General features: G+C 37.3%; 21 protein-coding genes. 16 read left to right on the forward strand and 5 right to left on the reverse strand.

All coding sequences use genetic code 11. The features are described 5' to 3' along the window. Window positions 1-37: 37 nt before the first annotated feature. Complete coding sequence (gene ampD, locus AC1M9B_RS11725; RefSeq protein ID WP_481609153.1) at window positions 38-607, forward strand: 1,6-anhydro-N-acetylmuramyl-L-alanine amidase AmpD; 570 nt, start codon at window positions 38-40, stop codon at window positions 605-607. 68 nt (window positions 608-675) lie between these two features. After that, a complete protein-coding gene (murJ, locus tag AC1M9B_RS11730) occupies window positions 676-2,229 on the forward strand; it encodes a murein biosynthesis integral membrane protein MurJ (protein ID WP_481608143.1) in 1,554 nt (517 codons plus the stop codon). Between the two features lie 73 nt (window positions 2,230-2,302). Here the strand turns inward: murJ and bamJ (AC1M9B_RS11735) are convergent, their stop codons facing one another. From bamJ (AC1M9B_RS11735) to AC1M9B_RS11755, 5 genes are all read right to left on the reverse strand, one after another. Beyond that, window positions 2,303-2,992 (reverse strand): BamJ family beta-barrel-assembly machinery protein, encoded by a 690-nt coding sequence (gene bamJ / locus AC1M9B_RS11735; protein ID WP_481609154.1) that lies wholly within the window; start codon window positions 2,990-2,992, stop codon window positions 2,303-2,305. Between the two features lie 47 nt (window positions 2,993-3,039). After that, window positions 3,040-3,747, reverse strand: a complete 708-nt coding sequence (bamJ, locus tag AC1M9B_RS11740) for a BamJ family beta-barrel-assembly machinery protein (RefSeq protein WP_481609155.1) — start codon at window positions 3,745-3,747, stop codon at window positions 3,040-3,042. A gap of 182 nt (window positions 3,748-3,929) precedes the next feature. After that, window positions 3,930-6,116, reverse strand: coding sequence for a polysaccharide biosynthesis tyrosine autokinase (locus tag AC1M9B_RS11745; protein ID WP_481609156.1), 2,187 nt, complete (start codon window positions 6,114-6,116; stop codon window positions 3,930-3,932). A gap of 17 nt (window positions 6,117-6,133) precedes the next feature. Further along, the gene (locus tag AC1M9B_RS11750; RefSeq protein WP_481592147.1) at window positions 6,134-6,562 is read right to left on the reverse strand and encodes a low molecular weight protein-tyrosine-phosphatase; all 429 of its coding nucleotides are present in this window, start codon (window positions 6,560-6,562) and stop codon (window positions 6,134-6,136) included. After that, entirely contained in the window at window positions 6,562-7,665 is a 1,104-nt protein-coding gene (locus AC1M9B_RS11755) for a polysaccharide biosynthesis/export family protein (RefSeq protein ID WP_481609157.1), read from the reverse strand. Before AC1M9B_RS11755 ends, AC1M9B_RS11750 begins: the two co-directional genes overlap by 1 nt. 276 nt (window positions 7,666-7,941) lie before the next feature. Here AC1M9B_RS11755 and AC1M9B_RS11760 point away from each other — a divergent pair, with 276 nt between their 5' ends. The 14 genes from AC1M9B_RS11760 to galE all read left to right on the forward strand — a co-directional run bounded on the left by AC1M9B_RS11760 (window position 7,942) and on the right by galE (window position 23,743). Next, entirely contained in the window at window positions 7,942-9,210 is a 1,269-nt protein-coding gene (locus AC1M9B_RS11760; protein WP_481609158.1) for an oligosaccharide flippase family protein, read from the forward strand. A gap of 10 nt (window positions 9,211-9,220) precedes the next feature. Then, a complete protein-coding gene (locus tag AC1M9B_RS11765) occupies window positions 9,221-10,390 on the forward strand; it encodes a nucleotide sugar dehydrogenase (RefSeq protein WP_481609159.1) in 1,170 nt (389 codons plus the stop codon). Then, entirely contained in the window at window positions 10,390-11,247 is an 858-nt protein-coding gene (locus AC1M9B_RS11770) for a glycosyltransferase (RefSeq protein ID WP_481609160.1), read from the forward strand. Before AC1M9B_RS11765 ends, AC1M9B_RS11770 begins: the two co-directional genes overlap by 1 nt. A gap of 1 nt (window position 11,248) precedes the next feature. Then, window positions 11,249-12,133 carry a glycosyl transferase gene (locus AC1M9B_RS11775; protein ID WP_481609161.1) on the forward strand — a complete coding sequence of 295 codons (885 nt, stop codon included), beginning with the start codon at window positions 11,249-11,251 and terminating at the stop codon, window positions 12,131-12,133. Next, entirely contained in the window at window positions 12,123-13,316 is a 1,194-nt protein-coding gene (locus AC1M9B_RS11780) for a hypothetical protein (RefSeq protein ID WP_481609162.1), read from the forward strand. The genes AC1M9B_RS11775 and AC1M9B_RS11780 overlap by 11 nt, the downstream gene beginning before the upstream one ends. Beyond that, window positions 13,313-14,440 (forward strand): glycosyltransferase family 4 protein, encoded by a 1,128-nt coding sequence (locus tag AC1M9B_RS11785; protein ID WP_481609163.1) that lies wholly within the window; start codon window positions 13,313-13,315, stop codon window positions 14,438-14,440. Before AC1M9B_RS11780 ends, AC1M9B_RS11785 begins: the two co-directional genes overlap by 4 nt. Then, on the forward strand, window positions 14,441-15,043 hold the full coding sequence (locus AC1M9B_RS11790) for a sugar transferase (RefSeq protein ID WP_481609164.1): 603 nt from the start codon (window positions 14,441-14,443) through the stop codon (window positions 15,041-15,043). Beyond that, window positions 15,033-15,698, forward strand: coding sequence for an acetyltransferase (locus AC1M9B_RS11795; protein WP_481609165.1), 666 nt, complete (start codon window positions 15,033-15,035; stop codon window positions 15,696-15,698). Before AC1M9B_RS11790 ends, AC1M9B_RS11795 begins: the two co-directional genes overlap by 11 nt. A 32-nt stretch (window positions 15,699-15,730) precedes the next feature. After that, on the forward strand, window positions 15,731-16,906 hold the full coding sequence (locus AC1M9B_RS11800) for a DegT/DnrJ/EryC1/StrS family aminotransferase (protein ID WP_481609166.1): 1,176 nt from the start codon (window positions 15,731-15,733) through the stop codon (window positions 16,904-16,906). Window positions 16,907-17,000: 94 nt separating this feature from the next. Beyond that, a complete protein-coding gene (locus tag AC1M9B_RS11805; protein WP_481609167.1) occupies window positions 17,001-18,875 on the forward strand; it encodes a polysaccharide biosynthesis protein in 1,875 nt (624 codons plus the stop codon). A 34-nt stretch (window positions 18,876-18,909) separates the two neighbouring features. Beyond that, window positions 18,910-19,788: a UTP--glucose-1-phosphate uridylyltransferase GalU gene (gene galU, locus AC1M9B_RS11810; protein WP_481609168.1), complete on the forward strand. Its 879-nt coding sequence runs from the start codon at window positions 18,910-18,912 to the stop codon at window positions 19,786-19,788. Window positions 19,789-19,801: 13 nt separating this feature from the next. Further along, a complete protein-coding gene (locus tag AC1M9B_RS11815; protein WP_481609169.1) occupies window positions 19,802-21,058 on the forward strand; it encodes a nucleotide sugar dehydrogenase in 1,257 nt (418 codons plus the stop codon). Then, complete coding sequence (gene pgi / locus AC1M9B_RS11820; protein WP_481609170.1) at window positions 21,058-22,731, forward strand: glucose-6-phosphate isomerase; 1,674 nt, start codon at window positions 21,058-21,060, stop codon at window positions 22,729-22,731. Before AC1M9B_RS11815 ends, pgi begins: the two co-directional genes overlap by 1 nt. Beyond that, complete coding sequence (gene galE / locus AC1M9B_RS11825; RefSeq protein ID WP_481609171.1) at window positions 22,724-23,743, forward strand: UDP-glucose 4-epimerase GalE; 1,020 nt, start codon at window positions 22,724-22,726, stop codon at window positions 23,741-23,743. Before pgi ends, galE begins: the two co-directional genes overlap by 8 nt. Window positions 23,744-23,746 lie beyond the last annotated feature (3 nt).

Raw genomic sequence — 23,746 nt, forward strand, 5'->3', positions numbered from 1 at the left:
AATTGTCATAAGTTGCAAACACGGATTGAGATCACACATGTCGAATGTACCCAAGCTTCAAGTGGTAGATGGTGTATTACAAGGTGCAAGATTTATTGCTTCACCAAATTTTAATCAAAGACCAGACCATACTGACATTCAACTGGTGGTCATCCATAATATTAGCTTACCGCCCTCACAGTTTGGAGGAGGCTATATTGAGCAGTTTTTCCAAAATAAATTAGATTGGAATGCACATCCTTATTTTAAAACCATTGAAGGGATGCAGGTCTCAGCACATTTATTGATTTTAAGGTCAGGCGAAATTTTACAGTTTGTTAACTTTAAAGACCGTGCTTGGCATGCGGGACGCTCTACGTATATGGCAAATCCAGAATGCAATGATTATTCGATTGGCATTGAACTCGAGGGTAGTGATGATCAAAATTTTACGGAACAACAATACCAAGCTTTAGTTGAGGTCGTGGCAACACTTCAACACGCTTATCCTAAAATTAAAAGTCATATCGCAGGGCATTCAGATATTGCACCTGGACGAAAGACCGATCCAGGACCGCATTTTCAATGGTCTTATTTTAGAGATCAATTAAATCAACGAAAAATATGATGCTTTGTCGAATGAAATAACAATTTAAAAGCGAAGTTTTATTACAATATCGTCAATCTTTTTAAGTGGTGAATATGATGGCGCTTTGGCGATCCACCTTTATTGTGAGTGCAATGACCATGTTGTCTCGTGTCATGGGGCTTATTCGAGACATGGTGCTGTTAAATGTGTTCGGGGCAGGTAAAGACTTCGATACTTTTGTTGTAGCGTTTCGTATTCCCAACTTTTTTAGGCGTCTTTTTGCCGAAGGTGCATTTTCCCAAGCATTTATTCCTGTTCTCACAGAATATAAAACCACCAAACTCCATGCTGAAGTTCAGATCCTAATTAGTCGGGTATTTGGATGTTTGCTTACCGTGATGACTGCATTAACTTTGCTGTGTATGATTGTTGCACCTGCGATATTGTATGTTTATGCGCCAGGATTTCATGCCGATGCAGCCAAATTTGATTTGTCAGTCGACTTATTCCGTCTCACCATTCCCTACCTGATGTTTATGTCGCTGACGGCATTTGCCAGCAGTATCTTAAACAGCTATGGCTCATTTACCACACCCGCATTTGCGCCAGTGTTGTTGAATATTGCTATGATTGCAGGGGCTTTGTGGCTGTCTCCATATATGGAAACACCCATTATGGCATTGGGTTGGGCAGTGGTGTTTGCTGGCATTTTGCAATTAGCCCTACAAATTCCGGAACTGTGGCGCAAAAAACTCCTGATCCCCCCTAAAGTTGATTTTAAGCACGAAGGTGTCGAGCGTATTTTAAAATTAATGTTGCCTGCACTGTTTGGGGTTTCAGTCACACAAATTAATTTACTACTCAATACCATTTGGGCGTCTTTTATGCAAAATGGTTCTGTGTCATGGCTTTATACTGCAGAACGGATGACCGAATTGCCTTTGGGCTTAATTGGTGTAGCCATTGGAACGGTGATTCTGCCTGCACTCTCTGCGCGTAAAGCTGAACAGGATCAAACTAAATTTAAGGCCATGTTAGATTGGGCTGCACGTGTCATCGTATTTGCTGGTATCCCAGCCAGTATCGCTTTATTTATGTTGTCTACACCGATTATTCAAGCGCTGTTCCAACACGGTGCTTTTGATGCACGAGCGACAGAAATGACCGCTTTGGCATTACAATGTATGAGTGGTGGTGTTTTGGCATTCATGTTGATTAAAGTCTTTGCTCCTGGATTTTATGCGATTCAAGATACCAAAACCCCAGTACGTGTTGGCCTAATGGCAGTTGCAGCCAATGCCATTCTCAATGTGGTTTTTATTGGTATCTTCAAATGGATGGGCTGGGAAGAACTCCATATGGCATTGGCGTTGTCATCTACAGGTTCTGCTTTAGTCAATGCAGGGATGCTATATTTCTATTTACACAAGCGTGAAATATTCCGATTTGGTCCGCACTGGAAAAAGTTATTTTTCCAATTTATGGTGGGTAACGCCGTGATGATCGCAGCCCTATGGTATGGTCTAAGCTGGTATAACCCAGATGTAGCACCGTGGATTCGTGTATTTGAAGTGCTTGCTCTTTGTGTATTAGGTGTGGTTGCCTATGTAATGGGTTTATTTGCGACTGGCTTTAGACCAAGACAGTTAAAACACGGCTAATGCTTCAAACAGACTCTCAATAAAAACATAAAAAACATCGCTTCCGCGATGTTTTTTATAAGTTATGTGAACATTAAGGCAAAACTTTTAAAAGTTCGACATCAAAGATTAAGGTGCTGTTCGGCTCTATCGCATCGCCTGAACCGATCTCACCATAGGCCAAATCAGCAGGAATAAAGAAGCGGTATTTAGCACCTTCCTTCATGAGTTGTAAGCCTTCAGTCCAACCCGGAATGACTTGACTCAATTGGAATTCAACCGCTTGATTACGTGCGATCGAACTATCGAATACCGTCCCATCGATCAAACGCCCTTCATAATGAACTTTCACTTTTGACGTCGCTTTAGGTGTTTTGCCTTGACCTTGCTGAATCACTTGATATTGCAGCCCTGTTGGTCGTGTGACAATACCTGCTTTTTTGGTATTCTCTTGTAAAAATTGCTGCCCAGATTTTAAATTTTCTGCAGCTAATTTTTGAAATTCAATCAGCTGTTTCGATTCGCTTTGCTTTTTGTATTTGGTTAAAGCCTGCGCCATTTCTTGATCGGTTAAACTCGATTTTTGACCAGTTGAGCCTTGTTTCAATCCTTCAATAAAAGCATCCAAATTAATATCTTTTAATGTATCCGCATTAGTACGTCCCATTACGTAGCCATAGCTATATCCGAGCTGATCTTTTTCAGTACTTTTATTGCTAATGTTTGCCGCAAATGAGCCAGAGCTGAGGATCAGCAGACTGCTTAATATAGAGATTTTTTTCATCATTCAAATCCAAAAAAGGAGAGCTGCAGGCTCTCCTTTTGATTAACTTATTTGACTTCGATTAATTCAACATCAAAAATGAGCGTGCTGTTTGGTGGAATCGTACCAGGAACACCTTGTTCACCATAAGCCAGATTTGATGGAATATATAAGGTTGCTTTACCGCCTTCCTTCATCAATTGTAGGCCTTCGGTCCAACCAGGGATGACCTGATTCAACGGAAATTCAATCGGTTCACCACGTTCAACCGAGCTATCAAAGACTTTGCCATCAAGTAATTTACCGGTGTAATGCACTTTAACCACGGAGTTTGTAGCAGGTTGTTTGCCTGTACCTTCTTTGCTGACGAGGTACTGCAAGCCAGAAGCGGTTGTTTTAACATTCGGTTTTTTCGCATTTTCAGCAAGGAAGCTATTGCTTTGTGCATTGGCAGCTTTAGAGTCCTCGACTTTTTTTTCTTCTAATTCTTTTTGTAAAGCCACATAGGCAGTTTGCAGTTCTTCATCGGTATAGGCACGTTCTTTTTTAGCATGCGCTTCACGAACACCGACAATAAACGGATCAATGGCAACTTCAGGAGGAGTTTGGCTGGCAACTTCATAACCGAGTGCATAACTGATTTTATCAATCGGTTTTGCATCTGCAGTCATGCTAGAAACTGTCGCAGATGTTGGATGTTGACTTGCATAATAAACAGGGACGAGCGCAGCACCGCCTAAAACGACAGCAACAGCGATGGGTAAAGCTTTACTCATGAGATTTCCAATTTTTTTCAATTCTATGTGCGACATTCTAAAATCGCGGAACCAAAACAGCATAGCGTCAATTCACTTTCAGCGATATAGAATTTCAATGAAATCAACAAAATTTCACAAATATACAGTGTTAGATCGGCATAAAAAAAGCCTGAATAGATCAGGCTTTTATTCAACAATAATTAATCATTGTCTTTTGATGCTTTATACGCATACGCATAGTTATAACCATAGCCATAACCTGCCGCATTACGTTGAATGTCATTTAGAATAAAGCCATTCACTTTCACACCGGCTTGTTCGAAACGATTGACTGTGATTTCGAGTTCTTTCATTTGTGTCTTCGCATAGCGAGCAATGACCAAATTCACACCTGCATATTGCGAAATGATAATACCATCAGTCACCGCAAGTACAGGTGGCGTGTCAATGATCACATGATCAAACTGTGTTGAAAGCTGTTCAAGCAACTGTTTGAATTTTTCAGAACTCAACATCTCAGATGGATTGCTCGGACTCTTACCACGGGTGATCACACTTAAACCAGCGACTTCAGTGTCTCGAATAATATTTTGTAGAGAGTGCTGATCAGTCATGTAATCAGTCAAACCTGGCTGTGTTTCAATATTGAAATATTTGTGTAGATAACCACGACGTAAGTCAGCATCAATAATCAAAACACGTTTGTCGGCTTGCGCTAATATTGTTGCTAAATTGGTTGAAATAAATGATTTACCCACTTCAGGTGCAGGACCAGAAATCATAATCACATTATTTCGAGCTGAACTCAGCGCAAAATGAATCGCCGTGCGCATACTGCGTAAACTTTCAATCGCAATGTCATCGCTATTCTTAATCGCCAGAATTGGGATTTTCTTATGCTTTTTCAGCATCTTAATTCGGCTTTCTTGCATTGGAGAACGCGGTACCGTTGCATAAACCGGCAGATCTAATTCATTTTCAATTTGACTAGAATCTTTGATGCCTGAGCGCATCATATTACGTAACAGCGCCAGAAGTGTCCCGAGGAAACCACCAAGGACAATGGACAGAATTAGGATCTGTAATTTTTTAGGCTTAATTGGTTCAATCGGTTCTACGGCAGTATCAACAATACGAACATTACCAATTTCCCCCGCTTTCGCAATGCGAAGTTGTTGGTACGAATTCAGCAAAGCTGTATACAACTGTTGTTTGACTTCAACTTCACGGAATAACTGTAGATAGCGACGTTGCAAGTCTGGGAGTTGTTTTAATGTGCCATCCAATTCATTAATTTTTTTATTGATCGCGCCTAGTTGAGCGTTCATTTGTTGCATGATTGGATGTTCGTTGGTGTATTTCGCACCCGCTTCAGCGACTTTTTGCTCAAGTTCTGCTTTTTGTGTTTCTAAGGCAACACTTTGCGTCAAATACAATTCAGATTCTTTGGTGACATCAACCGTATTAAAGCCTTGACGGAATTTGTTAAATTCACGTTCGGCGACATCCAGTTGTTGTTTTAGTTCTGGGAGTTGTTCATCCAAGAATTTGAGCGTTTGCGCAGTTTCGGCAGAACGACGTTCTACATTTTGCTGACTATACGCATTTAAAATCGTATTCAGGACTTTTGTAATGTGCTCTTTATCTTGACCTTGATAGTTTAATCCTAAAACACCAGTCATTTTCCCTTTTTCAGCCACTGAATAGTTGGCCAAAAGTGATTTCATCGCAGCAGGCAAAGACTGTTTGGTGATGATATAGCGGTCATTCAATTGATCTTGTGTGCGAATCTCAACTTTCCATACGCCATCACGCGTAGAGATTTGATTGAGTTGGTTTACTGAACCTTTTAGCACCACTTCTTCGGTTTTTATATCCGTCAGGGTAAATTGTTTCTCAGTAAAATTCAGCGCCAATGTACGGTCACGAAATTTCTGAGGAATATGAAAATGTGGAATAGCAAAAAATTTTTCGTCATCCTTAAAAATCACAGATTGACGTGAATAACTGGTCGAATAGTCATGTGGCGAAAATAAACGATTAAAGAAAGAGTTTTGCGTACCAGATACCCTAAGATCTAAATTTAAATTCTCAATCACTGAACCAAGGACTAATCGAGATTTTAGGATTTCAATTTCTGCTTGAGCGGGTTGTTTCTGCTCAATCATACTTGAGAGATCACCCAAAAGTGCTGCTGAAGTCCCTTTGCTTTCTTCAACTTGGACCAAAGCATCAACAGAGTAGGTATCTGGTGTTGTACGCAAGTAGAGTAGGGCACAGACCAGACTCAAAATCACACACAAGGCAATCAGTTTCCATTGTGCGATTAATGAAAAAAATAATTCTTTTAAATCAATTGTATCTTCGGTATTCGCGGTTTGACTCATAATCTTTATTCAAAATATTAAAGGTGTTTTTTCCAATCAGCGATACAATCCTGAATCAACTGACAGGTGTCATTAAAGAATGCTTGATCGTGTTGGTAAGGATCCGCAATATTTTTTTCACGCCAGTGCCCCAAGCGAAAGGTTTTTCCTTTTGCGTATGGCCATGTTTGTTCGATATGCTTCTGTTGGTTCTGGCTCATGACAAGAATCAAATCCGCATTTTTGACCAATTCAGCATTCAGTTTGCGCGCCACATGATCTTGCATATTTATACCGAAATTTTGCATACATTGTAATGCTTTATCATCTGCAGGATGGCCAACTAGACCAGAAATCCCAGCAGAGTGTATGTTTCGATCAGGGTACGCATCTTTTAGGAAATACTCTGCCATGGGGCTTCGACAGATATTTCCAATACAGACCACTAAAATATTTTGAAAATTCATCAATTCCCCAAACGATCTAAATTATATAAAGCATTGGAGAAAGGAATTACCTGGTTGACCACACGTTGCCAGCGCGTTAAACCTGTCGCATCAACATACACAATATCATTACTTTGCATTTTAAACTGATTGGCGAGACCAAAATTGGCAATGCTAGACAGATCCATATGGAAGATTTCAGTCATCGGGGAGTCAGCTTGACTTCTGACGACGTAAATTTTACTACTGCTTGCAGATAATGGATTAAGCCCTAAACTTTCCCCAATCACATCACTTAAAGTCATGCCCTGATCACGCATTGGTAGAGATTGATTTTTCCCCGACTCACCCATGACATAGATTTTTTGATTTTCGCGTGAGTTCACGTAAATCGTATCGTTGGCTTGCACCAAAAGATTGTGTAGTGAAAACCCTGCTTTCTCCAGCTCAATCGAATTTAAATTATAGGTTTGACCATTGCGAACCAGACTAATCGACGTATTTGCACCAAATTGTGTGTTGACGCCTCCAGCTAAGCCAAGCGCAGTATAGATACTGGTGGGTTGGTCATTCAGCGTATATTGACCACCTTTCATGACATTGCCTTGTACCGAATAGCGCTGACCTTGGTAAGACAAAACTCGAGCAATAACATCTGGGGTTTTCAAATAACGCGCAAGTAATTGACGAAGTTCTTGATTGACTTGATCTAAACTTTTGCCAGCCGCTTTATACCGTCCAATAATCGGAAATTGAATATAGCCACGAGAGTCGATTTGGTACCCGTTAGCTTTAATGGCTTCTTCATTACTAATGTTATTGGTGGGTGGTGTAATTTCTGGATATGCCCATAGATAAATGGATAGTACATCACCTGGACTGAGTTGATATTGTTTTTGATTTTGTAGAAACAAATGTCCCAAATCTTGGTGGACATTGACTTGTGCAGGTTGAACAGCAAAAAGAGTTTCTTGAGTGAGTTTGATGACATTGACTTCAGTCCCTAAATCCGTCTGAAAAACACCTTGTTCAGGTAAGTCATAGGTTTGAAGACCTGAGGTAACAGCACATCCTGTAAAGCTTAAACTTAATGCTAACAGCAAACTATAACGATAGTGACTCACTCGTATTCCTATATTGTATACATTTATGATTATTCAAAAATTAATCTTAACTTAACTATATAAAGCTAAGCGACATTTTATACCAAATATAACAATAAATATATATAAGGATATTTTTGATGACAGGGTGTAATACTCCATATTTTGTTAAATTCTAAAAGATGAAGCTAGTATTAGTGTTTAAGAAATTTATTGTATTAAAAGCACAAGGCGGTATGATATTGTTCGCTACTTAGTCAGTTTAGTAACTTTATCTTATGAGGTACAGCCTGAATTATGAAATTTCTCTCAGGTAGAATTGTTTCAAATTCCTTATGGATGATGTTGGAAAAGTTTATATCAATTTTTGGTCTTATCTTCGTTACATCGTATGTAGCTAAATATCTAGGACCGACTAACTTTGGTAAAATAGCTTTTACAGCAACATTATTTGGTTTTGTGCAAACATTAACTTGGTTTGGGAATCAAGAAATTTTATTTAAGCGAGTAAGTCGAAATCCAAGTTCAGGTCTAAGATATCTTTTTGGGACCCAAAATTTAAGAAAGATTTTATTTTTTACATGTTCAATGCCAATTTTATTGGGTTTATATTACTACTCTGATTTTTTAACGTTAATTTTTGGTACAGCAACTGCACTCGCAGCATATTTTATTACTCAAGATATATATACGATTTACAATAATGCGGTATTACACTCTTATATTAATGCAATTGTAAATATAATAGGCTTAGGTGTAGCTTTAATTGTTCGGTATGTAATCGTTTTTTTAGAGTTGGATTACGTTTTTTTAGGAATTCCTATCGTTCTGACTACATTAATTCCTTATCTAATCAAGAAGTATATTTTTAATAGAAATCAGCATTTAAAACCTCTCAGTTTGAAGTCTTATAGAAATTATTATTTAGGTGCGGGCAGTGCTTTGGTATTGTCTACCCTGGCTGTTACATTGTATACGCAAGTAACAAGTCTTATGTTAGCAGCACTTACTACCACTCATGAGTTAGGTCTATATGCTGTTGCAGTAACTTTGGGGATGTCTTGGGCTTTTATTAATACATCTATCATTACGTCAGTTTTAAGTAAAATCTATCAAGAAAAAAACAACTATGTGTCATATACGATGATTGCAAAATTAAATGCTGTAGTACTGGTTATATCTTTGATAATTATATCGCTATTGGCTATCTTAGGTAAGTGGGTATTAAACTTGCTTTATGGAAGTGATTATAGAAATGCCTATGATTTGATAGTGATATTGGGTCTGGCAACGTTATGTAGTAGTTTGGGTACTATTTCAGCACGTTTTTTGGTGAAAGAAGAAAGTTACAGCTATATTTCAAAAAAAATGATGTGCGTCGCAATAACTGCATTACCTATATCATATGTTATGATCCATTATTTTGGGCTAATTGGTGCAGCATATAGTGTATTGATTATTGAGTTGCTTTCGCTAACATTTTTTAATTACTTCTATAAAAATGGCCTTTTGTTTAAGATACATTTTTTCCCTATTTTTAAAAAATCATTAAAATCTCAGTCTTAGGAATTGTCAAGTGTTAAGTATTACTGTTGTAGGTACAGGCTATGTAGGTTTATCAAATGCTGTACTATTTGCATGTCAGCATAGAGTAACAAGCTTAGATATTAATGTTGATCGTGTAAAGTCAATTAATAACCGTAAATCTCCTATTGCTGATGAATATATTGAAAAAGCGTTGGAAGAAAATCAGCTTAATTTAATAGCAACTGTAAATGCAAAAGATGCTTACGAAAAAGCAGACTACATCATTGTAGCAACGCCTACGAACTATGATTCTGATACCAACTACTTTGATACATCGTCAATTGAAAGTGTCATTTCACAAATTTTACCAATTAATTCAACTGCTACCATTATTATTAAATCTACGATACCTGTAGGCTATACAGAGCAAATAAAAGCAAAATTTAAAACAGAACAAATTGTTTTCGCCCCAGAGTTTTTACGTGAAGGAAAAGCACTTTATGACAATTTGTATCCATCACGAATTATTGTGGGTGAGAAGTCGGAGCGAGGAGAGGCAATTGCTCGGCTTTATTTGAATGCTACTGTTAATCAAAATGCTCCAACACTTTGTATGAATGCAACTGAAGCTGAAGCTGTTAAGCTATTTTCAAATACATATCTAGCAATGCGAGTTGCATATTTTAATGAATTAGATACTTACTGTGCAAAGCAAGGTCTAAGCACTTTAGATATCGTTCAAGGTGTAAGTTTGGACCCTCGTATTGGTAAGCATTACAACAATCCATCATTTGGCTATGGTGGTTATTGCTTACCAAAAGATACCAAGCAGTTATTAGCTAACTATAAAGATGTGCCACAGAACTTAATTCAGGCAATTATTCACTCTAACAAGACTCGTAAACAATTTATTGTAAAAGAGATTTTGAAAAAACGTCCAAATGTTGTGGGGGTTTACCGTCTAACCATGAAAGCTGGTTCAGATAATTTTAGAGATTCAGCTATTCAAGATATTATTCGTGAATTAGAAGAATATAATATTGAAATTCAAATCTATGAACCGACCCTAAATCAAGAAAAATTTGAAGCGTATGCGCTACAAAATGACTTAAATCAGTTCTTATTATGTTCAGATGTCATACTTGCGAACAGAATGAGTGACGATCTGAAAGAATATGCTAATAAGGTTTATACGCGAGATTTGTTCGGGGAGAATTGATGATGAATTTAGAGCAGTATAATCCTTTAGTAACAGTTTATATTCCTACATTTAATCGAGTAGAGTTATTAAAGCGTGCTGTTGAGTCTGTACGCCAACAAACATACCAAAAATTAGAAATTATTATTGTGGACGACTGTTCTACAGATGGTACACATAAATATTTAGAAGACATTAGTAATCAAGATTCACGTATTAGATTTTTTTTAAAAGAGAAGAATAGTGGAGCATGTGTAAGTCGTAATATTGCTATTGAAAATGCAAGGGGTGAATATATTACAGGGTTGGATGATGATGACTATTTCTTAGAAAATAGAATTAAATTATTCGTAAATAAAGCATCATTAAATGATAATATTGGTTTCTTCTCTAGTAGTATTTTAAAAGTCGCTGATGATGAATTTCGTACTCCAAACCGTTTTAATATATTTAAAATTTTTGGAGTTAATTCAGCTAAAAAATTGTTAAAGCAAAATTTTATAGGTAATCAAATTTTCTTAAAAACAAAAATTATAAAGGAAGTAGGAGGGTTTGATGAAAATTTAAAAGCCTGGCAGGACTTAGAGTGTTGGTATAATCTATTAAAGAAAAAAAACATAATTTTTAAGTATATATCAGCCCCTACGCAGGTTGTAGACATTAGTCACAGACATGAGAGAATTACAACTCGAAAAGTGGAAAATGTGGTTAATTCATACGAGTATTTTTTAAAAAAGCATAATCTTAATAAGATTGAGAGTTATATTTTGAAAGGACAGTTAATAAACTATAGCCCCAAAGATTTTAATTTTTTTGATAAAATTGTTTTATTCTTGCTAACGTTTCAATTTTTTTATTTAAATAAACTGTGGAAATAAAATGTATATTGGTGTCACAATCTCAAAAAATGCTTATACTCCTGAAGCTTATGCATATAAAAAATATTTGGAATCAAAGGGGCATTTAGTTCAGCTTGATTATGTTTTAGATCCTCAAAATGATATTAACATTTATTTTATGGGTGCTAGACCATTTTGGAAAAAATCTAATGGTAGAGCTAAAGAAATTCATGAGTATCAAAGTTTGTCTACACCTCCTTATGCTAGATTTAAAAATTACGCTAAGAAGATAGTAAATACAAAGCCTTCAGGTCGTATTTTTTTAAATGATTTAGTTTGTAAGGAATTAAATTTTAACAAAAAAATACCATTTATCTACCGTGATATGGGGGTGGATGAACATTTTTTTCAGAAACCTAGTAAAAAACCACTGTTTGATGTGGTCTACTGCGGATCGGTTTCAGGAAGACCTGGTTTAATAGATGTTATTTTAAAAATTTCTCAATTGTACAAAATAGCTATTGTAGGTCATGTAAATATTAAGGAGAAAGAAATTTTAGGAAATAAGAGAAATATTACATTATTAGGTAGAGTTGATCGAGATAGCATAGCTGAAATTTACTTTAATTCTAGATATGGTTTAAATTATACCCCTAATATTTATCCTTATAATATACAAACTAGCACAAAAACACTCGAATATTTGGCATCGGGTTTGAAAGTGATATCAAATAGATATTTATGGTCAAATGAGTTTGATAAAAAATATAATTCTAACTTTATATGGATTGATGATGAAGGTTCTTTTAATGAAGATGAATCAAAAGTTGCATCAAATGAAATTTTTAAAGAATTTCAATGGGGAAATGTTTTAGATAGATCAGGCATTGAGTTGTTTTTAGGGAATATTTTAAATGATTTTTAAAATAAATGGTTTGAATAATTTTATAGTATTTTTAAGCATAATTTTAATGCTTACTACTTTGATTACAAAATTATTCTTTTATCAAAATTATCCATTTATTCATTATTTTTTTGGCTTGTTGGCATTGTTTTCTATTCTAATAAATTATAGATTTTTTTTCAAAAGTGGCTTGGGTTTGTGTTTTTTGTTGCCGTTTTTGTTTATGGCTATTTCTATTTTATCATATACTACATTTAATGAAATTTTATTAGATGTTAATAATCGAAATTCTCTTGAATTTGTTCTTGATATATTTTTAAATGCTTTAGTTTGGTTTTTTTTGGGTATATCACTATATAATTTTAATTTTAATTATAAAAGGAATTTTTTACCTTTGTTTGTATCAGTTTTTTTATTTTTTCTGGTATTAATAAATAAGGGTGATGGGTTTATTGTCGATTATTATACTTTAAGAAATAATATTCAAGATATTTCTATCACCCATTTGCATTTTGGTGATTATTATATTTTTTTAATAATATTATCTTTTATGGTTGCTGCTCCTAAGATTAGGGTGTTGGTATTTTTTATTGGATTGTTTTCTCTATTTGGTGTCGGAGGGAGGAGTAATTTTTATATATTTATATTAACTATATTAATTATAGGTCTTTTTTATTTCAAGGATTTGTTTTTTAAATATATTAAACAAATGATATTTCTGTTCTTGTTGATATTTTTTATTATTGTAAACTTGAATTTGGATCATTTAGGTAGGATGGCTGTTTCAAAGGATGCAATTAATGATGATGAATCATATGTTGCTAGAATTGAGTTTACAAACTTTGCTATTTCAAAATTAGTTGATAATATTTTATTTGGAAATCCTAATCAACTTATAGAAAAATATGGTTTTATTAACAGTTATTCTCATAATTTATTAAGTGCATGGCAATTTTTTGGTTCAGGTGCTTTTTTTTCAATTGCGTTTTTATTATTATTATCGTTTGTTTTAATTTTATCAAAAATATTTAAAGATTCTTCTTATTTATATAATGAGAGAAATATGTTGGGTTTTTTTCTTTTAATATATGTGTTGTTATCGGTATTATTAACTAAAAGTGTAACCTTTATGTTTCTTTGGTTGGTTTTGGGATATGTTATGTGTCAGATTTCATTTCTGAATAAGAAAGTGGTTGACTTATGAAAGTTTTAATTATTGGTACTACTTCATCAAGTATGGGGGGGTTTCGTGCAGAATTAATAAAAAGGTTATCTGGAGATGGGCACAGTGTATTCGCTCTAGTTACAGATGATAATATTGAAAATTTCAATAAAATTAAAAAATTAGGCGCGATTCCTATTTTTTATGATTTTAGTAGAAGTGGACTTAATCCAATTTTGGATTTTATTTCGACACTTAAGCTTATAAAGATTATACGAAATATTTCTCCAGATTTGGTTTTGTCATATTTTTCTAAACCTGTTATTTTTGGAACATTAGCTGCAAAAATAGCAAATGTTCCAGTTATTATAGGTATGTTGGAGGGTTTAGGTTATACATTTACCGAACAGCCCCAAGGGGTTTCAAAAAAAACGAAACTCATAAAAAAAATACAAGTTTTTTTGTACAAACTAGCTTTGCCACAACTTGATCGTTTGATTTTCTTAAATCCTGATGATGTAAAAGATTTAATTGAAAAATATTCAATAAAAGTAAAAAATGTAGAAGTTTTGGGGGGGATAGGTTTAAATTTAAATGAATATAAATATTCTGAAATAAATTATTCAGATATATCTTTTATTTTTATTGCACGCTTGCTTGCTGAAAAAGGTATACATGATTATATTAAAGCAGCTAAAATTGTAAAATTAAGATATCCTAATGTTAAATTTAAAGTGTTAGGCGCAATCGATAAAGCAGCTTTAGGTAGTTTAAAAGAAGATGATCTAAATGATTTAATACAAGCAAATATTATTGAATATCCTGGTCATGTTAATAATGTTTATGATTGGATAGCTTGTTCTAGTGTCTTTGTTTTACCTTCTTACTATCGTGAAGGAGTGCCGCGAAGTACGCAAGAGGCAATGGCCGTTGGGCGGGCTATTATTACCACAGATGTTCCAGGCTGTAGAGAAACTGTTGTTGATGGGGTTAATGGCTTTTTGGTACCAAAATGGGATCCTGAAGCTTTAGCCGATAGAATGATTTACTTTATTGAGCATCCAGAACAGATTCGGATTATGGGGCTTGCGAGTCATAAAATAGCGATTGAAAAATTTGATGCTAATAAGGTAAATGAAAAACTGATAAAAATTTTGGATTTATAGATGTTAAAACGTTTTCTAGACATTACCATTGCTTCTATCGCGTTAATCTTACTTTCTCCTCTATATTTTTATGTTGCTTATAAAGTACGTAAAAATTTAGGATCACCTGTTATTTTTCGTCAAGTTCGCCCAGGTTTACATGGTAAGCCTTTTGAAATGATAAAATTTCGTACTATGACGGACGAGCGAGATGCACAAGGTAATTTATTACCTAATGAAAAACGTTTGCCAAAATTTGGAAAAATGCTGCGTTCAACTAGCCTAGATGAAATGCCTGAGCTGTGGAATGTCATTAAAGGTGATATGAGTATTGTTGGTCCACGCCCACTCCTTATGGATTATTTGCCCTTATATAATGATGAGCAGGCTAAACGTCATAATGTACGCCCCGGTATGACTGGCTATGCACAGGTTAATGGTAGAAACTCAATTAGCTGGGAAGAAAAATTTAAACTCGACACTTGGTATGTCGAAAATCAATCAGTTTGGCTTGATTTTAAAATTATGTTTCAAACAGTTAAGAAGGTATTAATTAAGGAAGGTATTAATCAATCTGAAGAAGTAACGATGACTCGTTTTACTGGAAACAAAGATGACCAGTAATAAAATATTCTATGCTATATATGGGGCAAGCGGCTTTGGCCGTGGTGTTATGCCCATAGCTAGAAAACAATTGAGTCATCTTGCTACACAAGATTATGAGCTAGTCTTTATTGATGATGGTGAAAATAGCGGCTTAATTAATGGTCATAAAGTATATAACTTTGATGAGTTTACGAAGTTACCTGCTCAGGAAAAATATGTTGCTATTGCTATAGCAAATAGTAAAATTCGAGAAAAACTTGTTTTGAAACTTAATTTAGTAGGTATTAAAGCTTGGTCTGTTTATGCAGATACAATGATTATGATGGATGAGGTAAAGATAGGTGAGGGGGCAGTTTTGTGCAACCACGTACACTTTACTTCAAATATTCAAATTGGTAAGTATTTCCATGCGAATTACTTTAGTTATGTGGCGCATGACTGTGTCATTGGTGACTATGTCACTTTGGCACCTGGTGTAAAATGCAATGGCAACATTCATATAGAAGACCATGCTTATATTGGCACTGGTGCAGTGATTAAACAAGGTACACCAGACAAACCTTTAGTGATTGGGAAAGGCGCAATTGTTGGTATGGGTGCAGTGGTCACTAAAAGCGTTCCCGCAGGTGTGACTGTTGTGGGAAACCCTGCAAGAATTTTAGAGAAAAAATAATTTTTAGCTTTTGAGTAATTCTAGGAATCATCATGTTAAACACAGCATTTGAACCATGGCCAAGCTTTAGTCAACAAGAAGCAGATGCTGTATCAAAAGTATTACTGTCAAATAAAGTAAACTATTGGACGGGACAAGAATGCCGTGAGTTTGAAAAAGAGTTTGCACAATTTGCTGAGACTCAATATGCAGTGGCACTTGCAAACGGTACCGTCGCACTCGATATTGCTTTAAAAGCATTGGATATCGGTGTAGGTGATGATGTGATTGTCACCTCACGTACTTTTTTAGCCTCAGCAAGTTCAATTGTAACCGCAGGTGCAAATCCTATATTTGCTGATGTAGAGCTAGATTCACAAAATATCTCACGCCGTACCATTGAAGCTGTACTGACGCCAAAGACTAAAGCCATTATCTGTGTACATTTGGCCGGTTGGATGTGTGATATGGATCCAATTATGCAATTGGCTTCCGATAAAGGTCTTTATGTGATTGAAGACTGTGCACAGGCACATGGCGCAAAGTATAAAGGTAAATCGGCAGGTTCTATTGGACACATTGGTGCATGGTCTTTCTGCCAAGATAAAATCATGACCACAGGTGGTGAAGGTGGCATGGTCACCACCAATGATGAAACGCTGTGGAAAAAAATGTGGTCATACAAAGACCATGGTAAAAACTTCGATAGTATTTACAACAAACAACATCCACCAGGTTTCCGTTGGTTACATGACTCATTTGGCACCAACTGGCGCATGATGGAGATGCAAGCGGTCATTGGTCGTTTACAGTTAAAGCTAATGCCAGCGTGGAAGGCGAAACGTCATGCAAATATGCAAACCATCTATGCAGCATTTGCCAATAGCCCTTATTTTACTATGCATCAGCCCTCAGAAGACTATATACATGCAGCATATAAGTGCTATGTTCAAGTGAATAGCGAACAATTGCCATCAGGTTGGTCGCGTGATCGTATTATGGCAGAAATCAATGCACTGGGTGTGCCGTGCTTTAGTGGTTCATGTTCTGAGGTATATTTGGAGCATGCATTTGATGATACACCGTGGCGTCCTGAACAGCGTTTAGCGAATGCTAAACGCTTAGGTGAAGAGAGTTTAATGTTCTTGGTTCATCCGACATTAAGCAAAGAGAGTATGCAAACAACAGTCAATGCCATAACGGAAGTGATTCAAAAAATATCGGGATAAAAGTGATATTGTAATATCTAAATTTGAAGGCATGGAGGGATATTCTCAATACCCTTTCTAAATAGCGATTATATAGAGTGATAAGATCTAGACTGTGAAATCAACGATTATAAATTTAGCATCAGCACCAAGGGGGACCAAACAACTTTTTCTAGTCTGTTTGGATTTTTTAATATTTCCTATTCTGATTTGGCTGTGTTACGCCATTCGCCAGTTTGATTTAGGCGTAGAAGTTGTGCCGAATCTGGCTTTTGGATCTCTTTGGGTGTCGTTGATTGCAGTCTGCGCACTCGGTTTAGCACGGATCTACAGCTTTATTGTAAGAGCCTTTAATGAGGCCTTTATTTTCCAGTTAGGTTTAGCGACAACACTCACGGTATTGGCACTATATGCTTTAGCTTATTTTACTCATGCATTTATTCCGACCTCAATTCCGTTGATGTTTGGATTTATGATGTTTGCATGGATTTGGCTTAGTCGAGGGATCATTAGAGCTTTAGTTAAATATGTATTGCATGCAGATATTCCAAGAAAAAGAATTGCCATTTATGGGGCTGGTTTTGCGGGTCAACAAGTCGCGGCTATGCTGAATAATTCTGATGAACATTTACCTGTGCTTTTTTTAGATGATGATGTTGCGCTTGCCGCGAAGAATATTGGTGGATTAAAAGTCTATCATGCAGCGGATGCACAAAAAGTGCTGAACAAGCATCAAGTGAATGAAATTCTGATTGCGTTGCCTTCGGTGGGTCGTCAACGTAAAACCGAAATTATAAAAAATTTAGAACCCGCACATTTAAAAATTACCGAGATTCCAGGCTTAACAAAATTGGTTGATGGTGAAATACGACTGTCGGATATTCAAGAAGTCGATATTATTGACTTGCTCGGTCGTGATCCTGTACCTCCTGTCGCCCATTTACTTTCAAAAAATATCACCAATAAAATTGTGATGGTCACCGGTGCGGGTGGATCGATTGGGTCTGAACTGTGTCGTCAAATTATCAAAAACCAACCTAAGCTGTTGGTGTTATATGAACTGACAGAATTTGCACTGTATAGCATCGATAAAGAATTACGCCAAAAAACAGAGTTAACTATTATTCCGATTCTCGGTACGGTTCTAGATCAGCAAAAGCTCGAGCGTGTCATCGCACAATATCAAGTACAAACTGTTTATCATGCAGCAGCTTACAAACATGTCCCTTTGGTGGAATGTAACCCGATTGCAGGTGTAAAAAATAATGCAGTCGGTACGGCCTTTAGTCTAAATGCTGCTGTACGAAATCAAGTGGAAACCTTTGTCCTGATTTCAACGGATAAAGCAGTTCGCCCAACCAATGTGATGGGGGCAACCAAGCGTATGGCGGAGCTCTATTGTCAAGCGATGGCAGAAGCTCAAGATCACACTCAGGTGAGTATCGTGCGTTTTGGCAATGTGCTCGGTTCATCGGGTTCAGTGGTCCCGCTTTTCAAGCAACAGATTGCCAAGGGTGGTCCAATTACAGTGACGCATCCTGATGTTACGCGATACTTTATGACCATTCCAGAAGCTTCTCAATTGGTGATTCAAGCCGGTGCTTTAGGTGAGGGTGGAGATGTATTCTTGTTGGATATGGGAGAGCCAGTCCGTATTCAAGACTTGGCGCGACAAATGATTTCACTCAGTGGATTAACCGTCCGTGAAGAAGGATCACAAACAGGTGATATTGCGATTCAGTATTCAGGTTTACGTCCAGGTGAAAAGTTATATGAAGAACTATTGATCGATCAAGAAGATACACAGATTACCGAGCATAGTCGGATCCTCAGATCGTTTGAAAAATCGTATCCTTTAGACGAAATTTTACCAGTATTTGACCATTTCTATGATTTAACTGCAACACATGAAGATGTTGATTGGGTGTTATCTCAATTAGAATACTATGTAGATGGATATCAACGCGGTGCTGAAATTCGCGTTAACTAATTAAGTAAATTAAATATTTTGTAGAGCTTTGAATATGTCGATCAAAAAAGCGATTCTTCCTGTAGCAGGTCTTGGCACACGTTTTTTACCCGCAAGTAAGTCGATTCCTAAAGAAATGGTCACTGTAGTTGACCGCCCTGCAATTGAATATGTGGTCAAAGAAGCGATTGCTGCGGGCATTGAACAAATTATTTTAGTCACACACGCTTCGAAAGCATCGATTGAAAATTATTTTGATCGTAGTTTTGAGCTGGAAACCACCTTAGAACAAAAAAAGAAATTTGATTTACTCAAAGAAATTACTGAAATATTACCGGCACATGTCAGTGTGATCAGTGTGCGTCAGCCACAACCCTTAGGTTTAGGTCATGCTGTGTTGTGTGCAAAAGATGTGGTAGGCGATGATGATTTTGCCGTACTACTTCCTGATGTTTTAGTCAAAGATTCGTCAGCGACTAATGACTTGAGCTTAATGATTCAGCGATATAACGAATCACAAGCATCACAAATTATGGTTGAAGCTGTCCCTGAACAGATGGTCGATCAATATGGGATTGTGGATGTGGCTGAGTCACCGCTTGAGGGACAAAGTATCCAAATGCAAGGGATTGTTGAAAAACCTGCAGTGGGTACTGCACCATCGAACTTATCTGTGGTAGGACGTTATATTTTGCCTGCGAAAATCATGCAATTGCTTCAACAAACTCCAAAAGGTGCGGGTAATGAAATCCAACTCACCGATGCGATCGCGATGCTTCAACAAACAGATGTGGTAGAAGCCTATCGTATGAAAGGTCAAACCTTTGATTGTGGAAGTAAGCTGGGTTATTTAAAAGCGGTGTTGCATTACGGTATGGATCACCCAAGTTTAGGCGAAGCTTTTAAAGTCATGATTAAAGATTTAAAACTTTAAAACGAGTATCGCTATGAATATTGCAGTATTTGGTCAAACCTTGTGTGCAGGGGTTATGGCGGCATTGTTGGCTGAATATGGCCATCAAGTCTTCTGGTGTGATATTTTAAAAAAACCAGCATCGGAGCAAGTCTATGCTCAGGATCAATCTGTACAAGACTTGCTTGATAAACTACATCAGACTGGCGCAATAAAATACTGCGCATTTGATGTGATTCCCCTTGATGTGGATGCCTATTTTTTTAGTTTTAATCCTACTGAGCAATTGCAAGGCATTGAAATACTCAAAGCCCTCAAACAACGCAACATCAGTCATCCTAAATTAATGATTAATGCATCCACATTGGGTTTACATGGAACCCAAAAGTGTGCTGAATTGTTGCCTGAAGATGATTGGGTGTATGTACCAGATGTGATCCAAGAGGGCAATGCATTACGTAGCCTGATGCAAACCTCTCAACTGGTTGTTGGTTGTGAAAGTGATCGTGCCAAACGTGTATTACAAGAGTTATTACGACCGCTCTTTCCACGTGAGCAACAATATTTATTTATGCCTGTGTTAGATGCGGAATTTACCAAGTTAAGCGTATCTGGCATGTTGGCGAGCAGAATCAGCTATATCAATGATTTAGCTGTGGTCGCCGAGAAATTAGGCATCGATATCGAGCATGTACGTCAAGGCTTAGCGGCAGATAGTCGTATTGGTCCTTCTTATTTATATCCAGGTGCAGGGTTTGGTGGGGAAAATTTCTCGCATGACGTACAGACATTGGCCAGTACTGTTTCTGGTACTGGGGCTAAGAGTCAGCTCTTAGCACAAGTCTGGGAGATTAATGAACAACAAAAGGAAATCCTCTTTCGAAAATTATGGAATTATTTTCAGGGGGATCTGAAAGACAAAGTCGTGGCGATTTGGGGGGCTTCTTTTAAAGAAAATACGGCCCGTATTCAACAATCCCCGATTCATGCCATGTTAAAAGCTTTATGGGCACAAGGGGTGATCGTGAAACTACATGATCCACAAGCCTTGAGTGAAATTGAAAAGGTATATGGTCAGCGCGATGATTTAATTTATTGCCAAGATCAATATGAAGCAGTAGATGATGCACATGCACTATGTATCCTCACCGCGTGGAAACAGTATTGGTGTCCAAACTATCAAATCCTTAAGAAAATCATGCAACATGCTTTAATTTTAGATGGTCGTAATATTTTAAATCCCGAATATGTGAAGTCGCAGGGCTTTGCTTATAAAGGAGTAGGGCGTTAATGGAACAGCCAAATCAGAAATTGAATTCAGTCGCTGTTGAACAAGCGCTTTCCAATCTAGAGCTTTTTAAAAAACAAATTACACGTCAACATTTACGTGATTTTTTTAAGCAAGATTTTAATCGCTTTCAAAATTGTGCGATTCATTTCGAGCCACTCATTTTCGATTATAGTAAGCAGCGTGTTGATCGCTCTGTGCTGGATGCCTTGGTCAATCTAGCTCAAAGCTGTGACTTAGCGGGTTGGATTAAGCGCTTATTTTCTGAAGAGCGGATCAACTATACTGAAAGTCGAGCAGCCATGCATTGGGCATTACGCTTGCCGCAAGATCATGTTGAGCATTCACAGATCGCCAATCAAGTGCATCAGCAACTTGATCGTATGTATGCTTTGGTTGAGAAGATACATATGGGGCAGTATCGTGGTGCATCAGGTGAAGTGATTCAAGATGTTGTGAATATTGGAGTGGGTGGATCGGACCTAGGTCCACTGATGGTCAGCCATGCGCTCTCGGATTTTAAACAAACCACTCAAAAACCATTGAATGTGCATTTTGTATCGACTATGGATGGAAGTCAGCTGTCTGACTTGCTGCATAAGCTGCGTCCTGAGACCACGCTCTTTATTGTTTCTTCCAAGTCATTTGGTACGATTGATACCTTATCCAATGCACAGACGGCGCGCTTGTGGCTTGAAAAAGCATTGGGTGAAGAGCTTACCATTTTAAAACACCATTTTATTGGGGTGTCAACCAAGCCTGAGAAAATGACCGAATGGGGAATTTCCCCTGAAAACCAGCTGTTGCTTTGGGATTGGGTGGGTGGTCGTTATTCACTGTGGTCATGTATTGGATTACCAATCGCATTAAGTATTGGCGTAGAGGGTTTTAAGCAACTGCTCGCAGGGGCTTATGCGATTGACCAGCATTTTCGAAGCACCGCCTTTTCACATAATATTCCGGTGTTGATGGGATTGCTAGGAGTATGGAATACTAACTTTCTAGCAATGAAAACCCATGCAGTTTTACCCTACGATGGTCGACTCAAATATTTTGCTGCGTATTTGCAACAATTGGAAATGGAGTCTAACGGTAAGTCTGTGCAACGCAATGGTGAGAAAACCATGGCAGATACCTGCCCGATTGTATGGGGTGAAGTCGGTCCCAATGCGCAACATGCTTTTTATCAGTTACTGCATCAGGGTACACAAGCGGTCAGCAGTGATTTTATAGCACCCATCAAACGTTATAACGGTGACCAATATACCTATGTAGATAATGCCGAGGCGCTTAAGCGACAGCATTATCTCGCGTTATCCAATTGTTTGGCGCAGTCACGATTATTGGCTTTTGGCAATGATGCTTTAAATCCTCAAGAGCTTGAGGGATTGCCGCTCTATAAACAATATGAAGGTAATCAGCCCAGCACGACAATATTGATGGATGAGCTCAATCCTTATAGTTTGGGTATGTTGATTGCTTTGTATGAGCATAAAGTGTTTGTACAATCCGTGCTTTGGAATATCAATCCATTTGATCAGTGGGGCGTTGAAAAAGGTAAAGAGATTGCCAATCAGCTGTTGCCGATTTTAAGTGGAGAACAAACAGATGTGTCTAAGCTTGATGCTTCGACACAAGGTTTAATTCAGATATTAATGGGAAAAGACAATGTCTAAAGTTTTAGTGACGGGTGGTGCAGGTTATATTGGTTCGCATACCTGTGTGGAACTCCTCAATGCAGGACATCAAGTTGTCGTACTGGATAATTTATCCAATAGTTCCCAAGAATCCTTAAATCGCGTTCAAGCTTTAACGTCTAAATCTTTAGACTTTGTCGAAGGTGATATTCTTGATCAAGCGATTTTGGATCACATTTTTCAAAATCATCAAATTGATGCGGTGATTCATTTTGCTGGCTTAAAAGCAGTGGGTGAAAGTCAGCAAGTTCCACTCAAATACTTTGAAAATAACATTGCAGGTTCGATTAGCTTAGTCAAAGCGATGGAACGTGCCCAAGTCTTTAAGTTGGTCTTTAGTTCTTCTGCAACCGTTTATGATGAAGCCAATGTCTCTCCATTGAATGAAGAGATGCCAACGGGTATACCAAGCAATAACTATGGCTATACCAAACTGATTGTTGAGCAATTATTAGAAAAACTCGCGCAAGCAGATGCACGTTGGTCGATTGCTTTGCTGCGTTATTTCAACCCTGTCGGTGCGCACAAAAGTGGTCAAATTGGTGAAGATCCACAAGGCATTCCAAACAACTTAATGCCGTATGTGACCCAAGTGGCTGTGGGTCGTCGTGAAAAACTATCCATCTTTGGTCATGATTACGATACCGTCGATGGCACGGGTGTGCGTGACTATATCCATGTGGTGGATTTGGCGAATGCTCATTTATGCGCACTGGAAAATCGTTTAAATGCACAAGGCTGTCGTGCTTGGAATATTGGGACAGGCAATGGCTGTTCGGTGCTAGAAATTAAAAATACCTTTGAGAAAGTGAATGGTATTGAGATACCTTTCGAATTTTCACCGCGTCGTGCAGGGGATGTCGCAACATCATTTGCAGATAATGCACGTGCCGTTGCTGAGCTGGGTTGGCAACCAAAATTTGGCTTAGAAGATATGTTGGCAGATAGTTGGAATTGGCAAAAACAAAATCCAAATGGGTATGGTAAATAGATT

Source organism: Acinetobacter sp. ANC_7513 (assembly GCF_056779915.1).

Excerpts from the sequence above, each read along its gene's own strand:
- AC1M9B_RS11785 (WP_481609163.1), top strand. The coding sequence starts at position 13,313 with ATGAAAGTTTTAATTATTGGTACTACTTCATCAAGTATGGGGGGGTTT.
- AC1M9B_RS11795 (WP_481609165.1), top strand. The coding sequence starts at position 15,033 with ATGACCAGTAATAAAATATTCTATGCTATATATGGGGCAAGCGGCTTT.
- bamJ (WP_481609154.1), bottom strand. The coding sequence starts at position 2,992 with ATGAAAAAAATCTCTATATTAAGCAGTCTGCTGATCCTCAGCTCTGGC.
- AC1M9B_RS11775 (WP_481609161.1), top strand. The coding sequence starts at position 11,249 with ATGTATATTGGTGTCACAATCTCAAAAAATGCTTATACTCCTGAAGCT.
- galE (WP_481609171.1), top strand. The coding sequence starts at position 22,724 with ATGTCTAAAGTTTTAGTGACGGGTGGTGCAGGTTATATTGGTTCGCAT.
- galU (WP_481609168.1), top strand. The coding sequence starts at position 18,910 with ATGTCGATCAAAAAAGCGATTCTTCCTGTAGCAGGTCTTGGCACACGT.
- AC1M9B_RS11750 (WP_481592147.1), bottom strand. The coding sequence starts at position 6,562 with ATGAATTTTCAAAATATTTTAGTGGTCTGTATTGGAAATATCTGTCGA.
- pgi (WP_481609170.1), top strand. The coding sequence starts at position 21,058 with ATGGAACAGCCAAATCAGAAATTGAATTCAGTCGCTGTTGAACAAGCG.
- AC1M9B_RS11800 (WP_481609166.1), top strand. The coding sequence starts at position 15,731 with ATGTTAAACACAGCATTTGAACCATGGCCAAGCTTTAGTCAACAAGAA.
- AC1M9B_RS11780 (WP_481609162.1), top strand. The coding sequence starts at position 12,123 with ATGATTTTTAAAATAAATGGTTTGAATAATTTTATAGTATTTTTAAGC.
- AC1M9B_RS11815 (WP_481609169.1), top strand. The coding sequence starts at position 19,802 with ATGAATATTGCAGTATTTGGTCAAACCTTGTGTGCAGGGGTTATGGCG.
- ampD (WP_481609153.1), top strand. The coding sequence starts at position 38 with ATGTCGAATGTACCCAAGCTTCAAGTGGTAGATGGTGTATTACAAGGT.
- bamJ (WP_481609155.1), bottom strand. The coding sequence starts at position 3,747 with ATGAGTAAAGCTTTACCCATCGCTGTTGCTGTCGTTTTAGGCGGTGCT.
- AC1M9B_RS11790 (WP_481609164.1), top strand. The coding sequence starts at position 14,441 with ATGTTAAAACGTTTTCTAGACATTACCATTGCTTCTATCGCGTTAATC.
- AC1M9B_RS11745 (WP_481609156.1), bottom strand. The coding sequence starts at position 6,116 with ATGAGTCAAACCGCGAATACCGAAGATACAATTGATTTAAAAGAATTA.
- AC1M9B_RS11770 (WP_481609160.1), top strand. The coding sequence starts at position 10,390 with ATGATGAATTTAGAGCAGTATAATCCTTTAGTAACAGTTTATATTCCT.
- AC1M9B_RS11760 (WP_481609158.1), top strand. The coding sequence starts at position 7,942 with ATGAAATTTCTCTCAGGTAGAATTGTTTCAAATTCCTTATGGATGATG.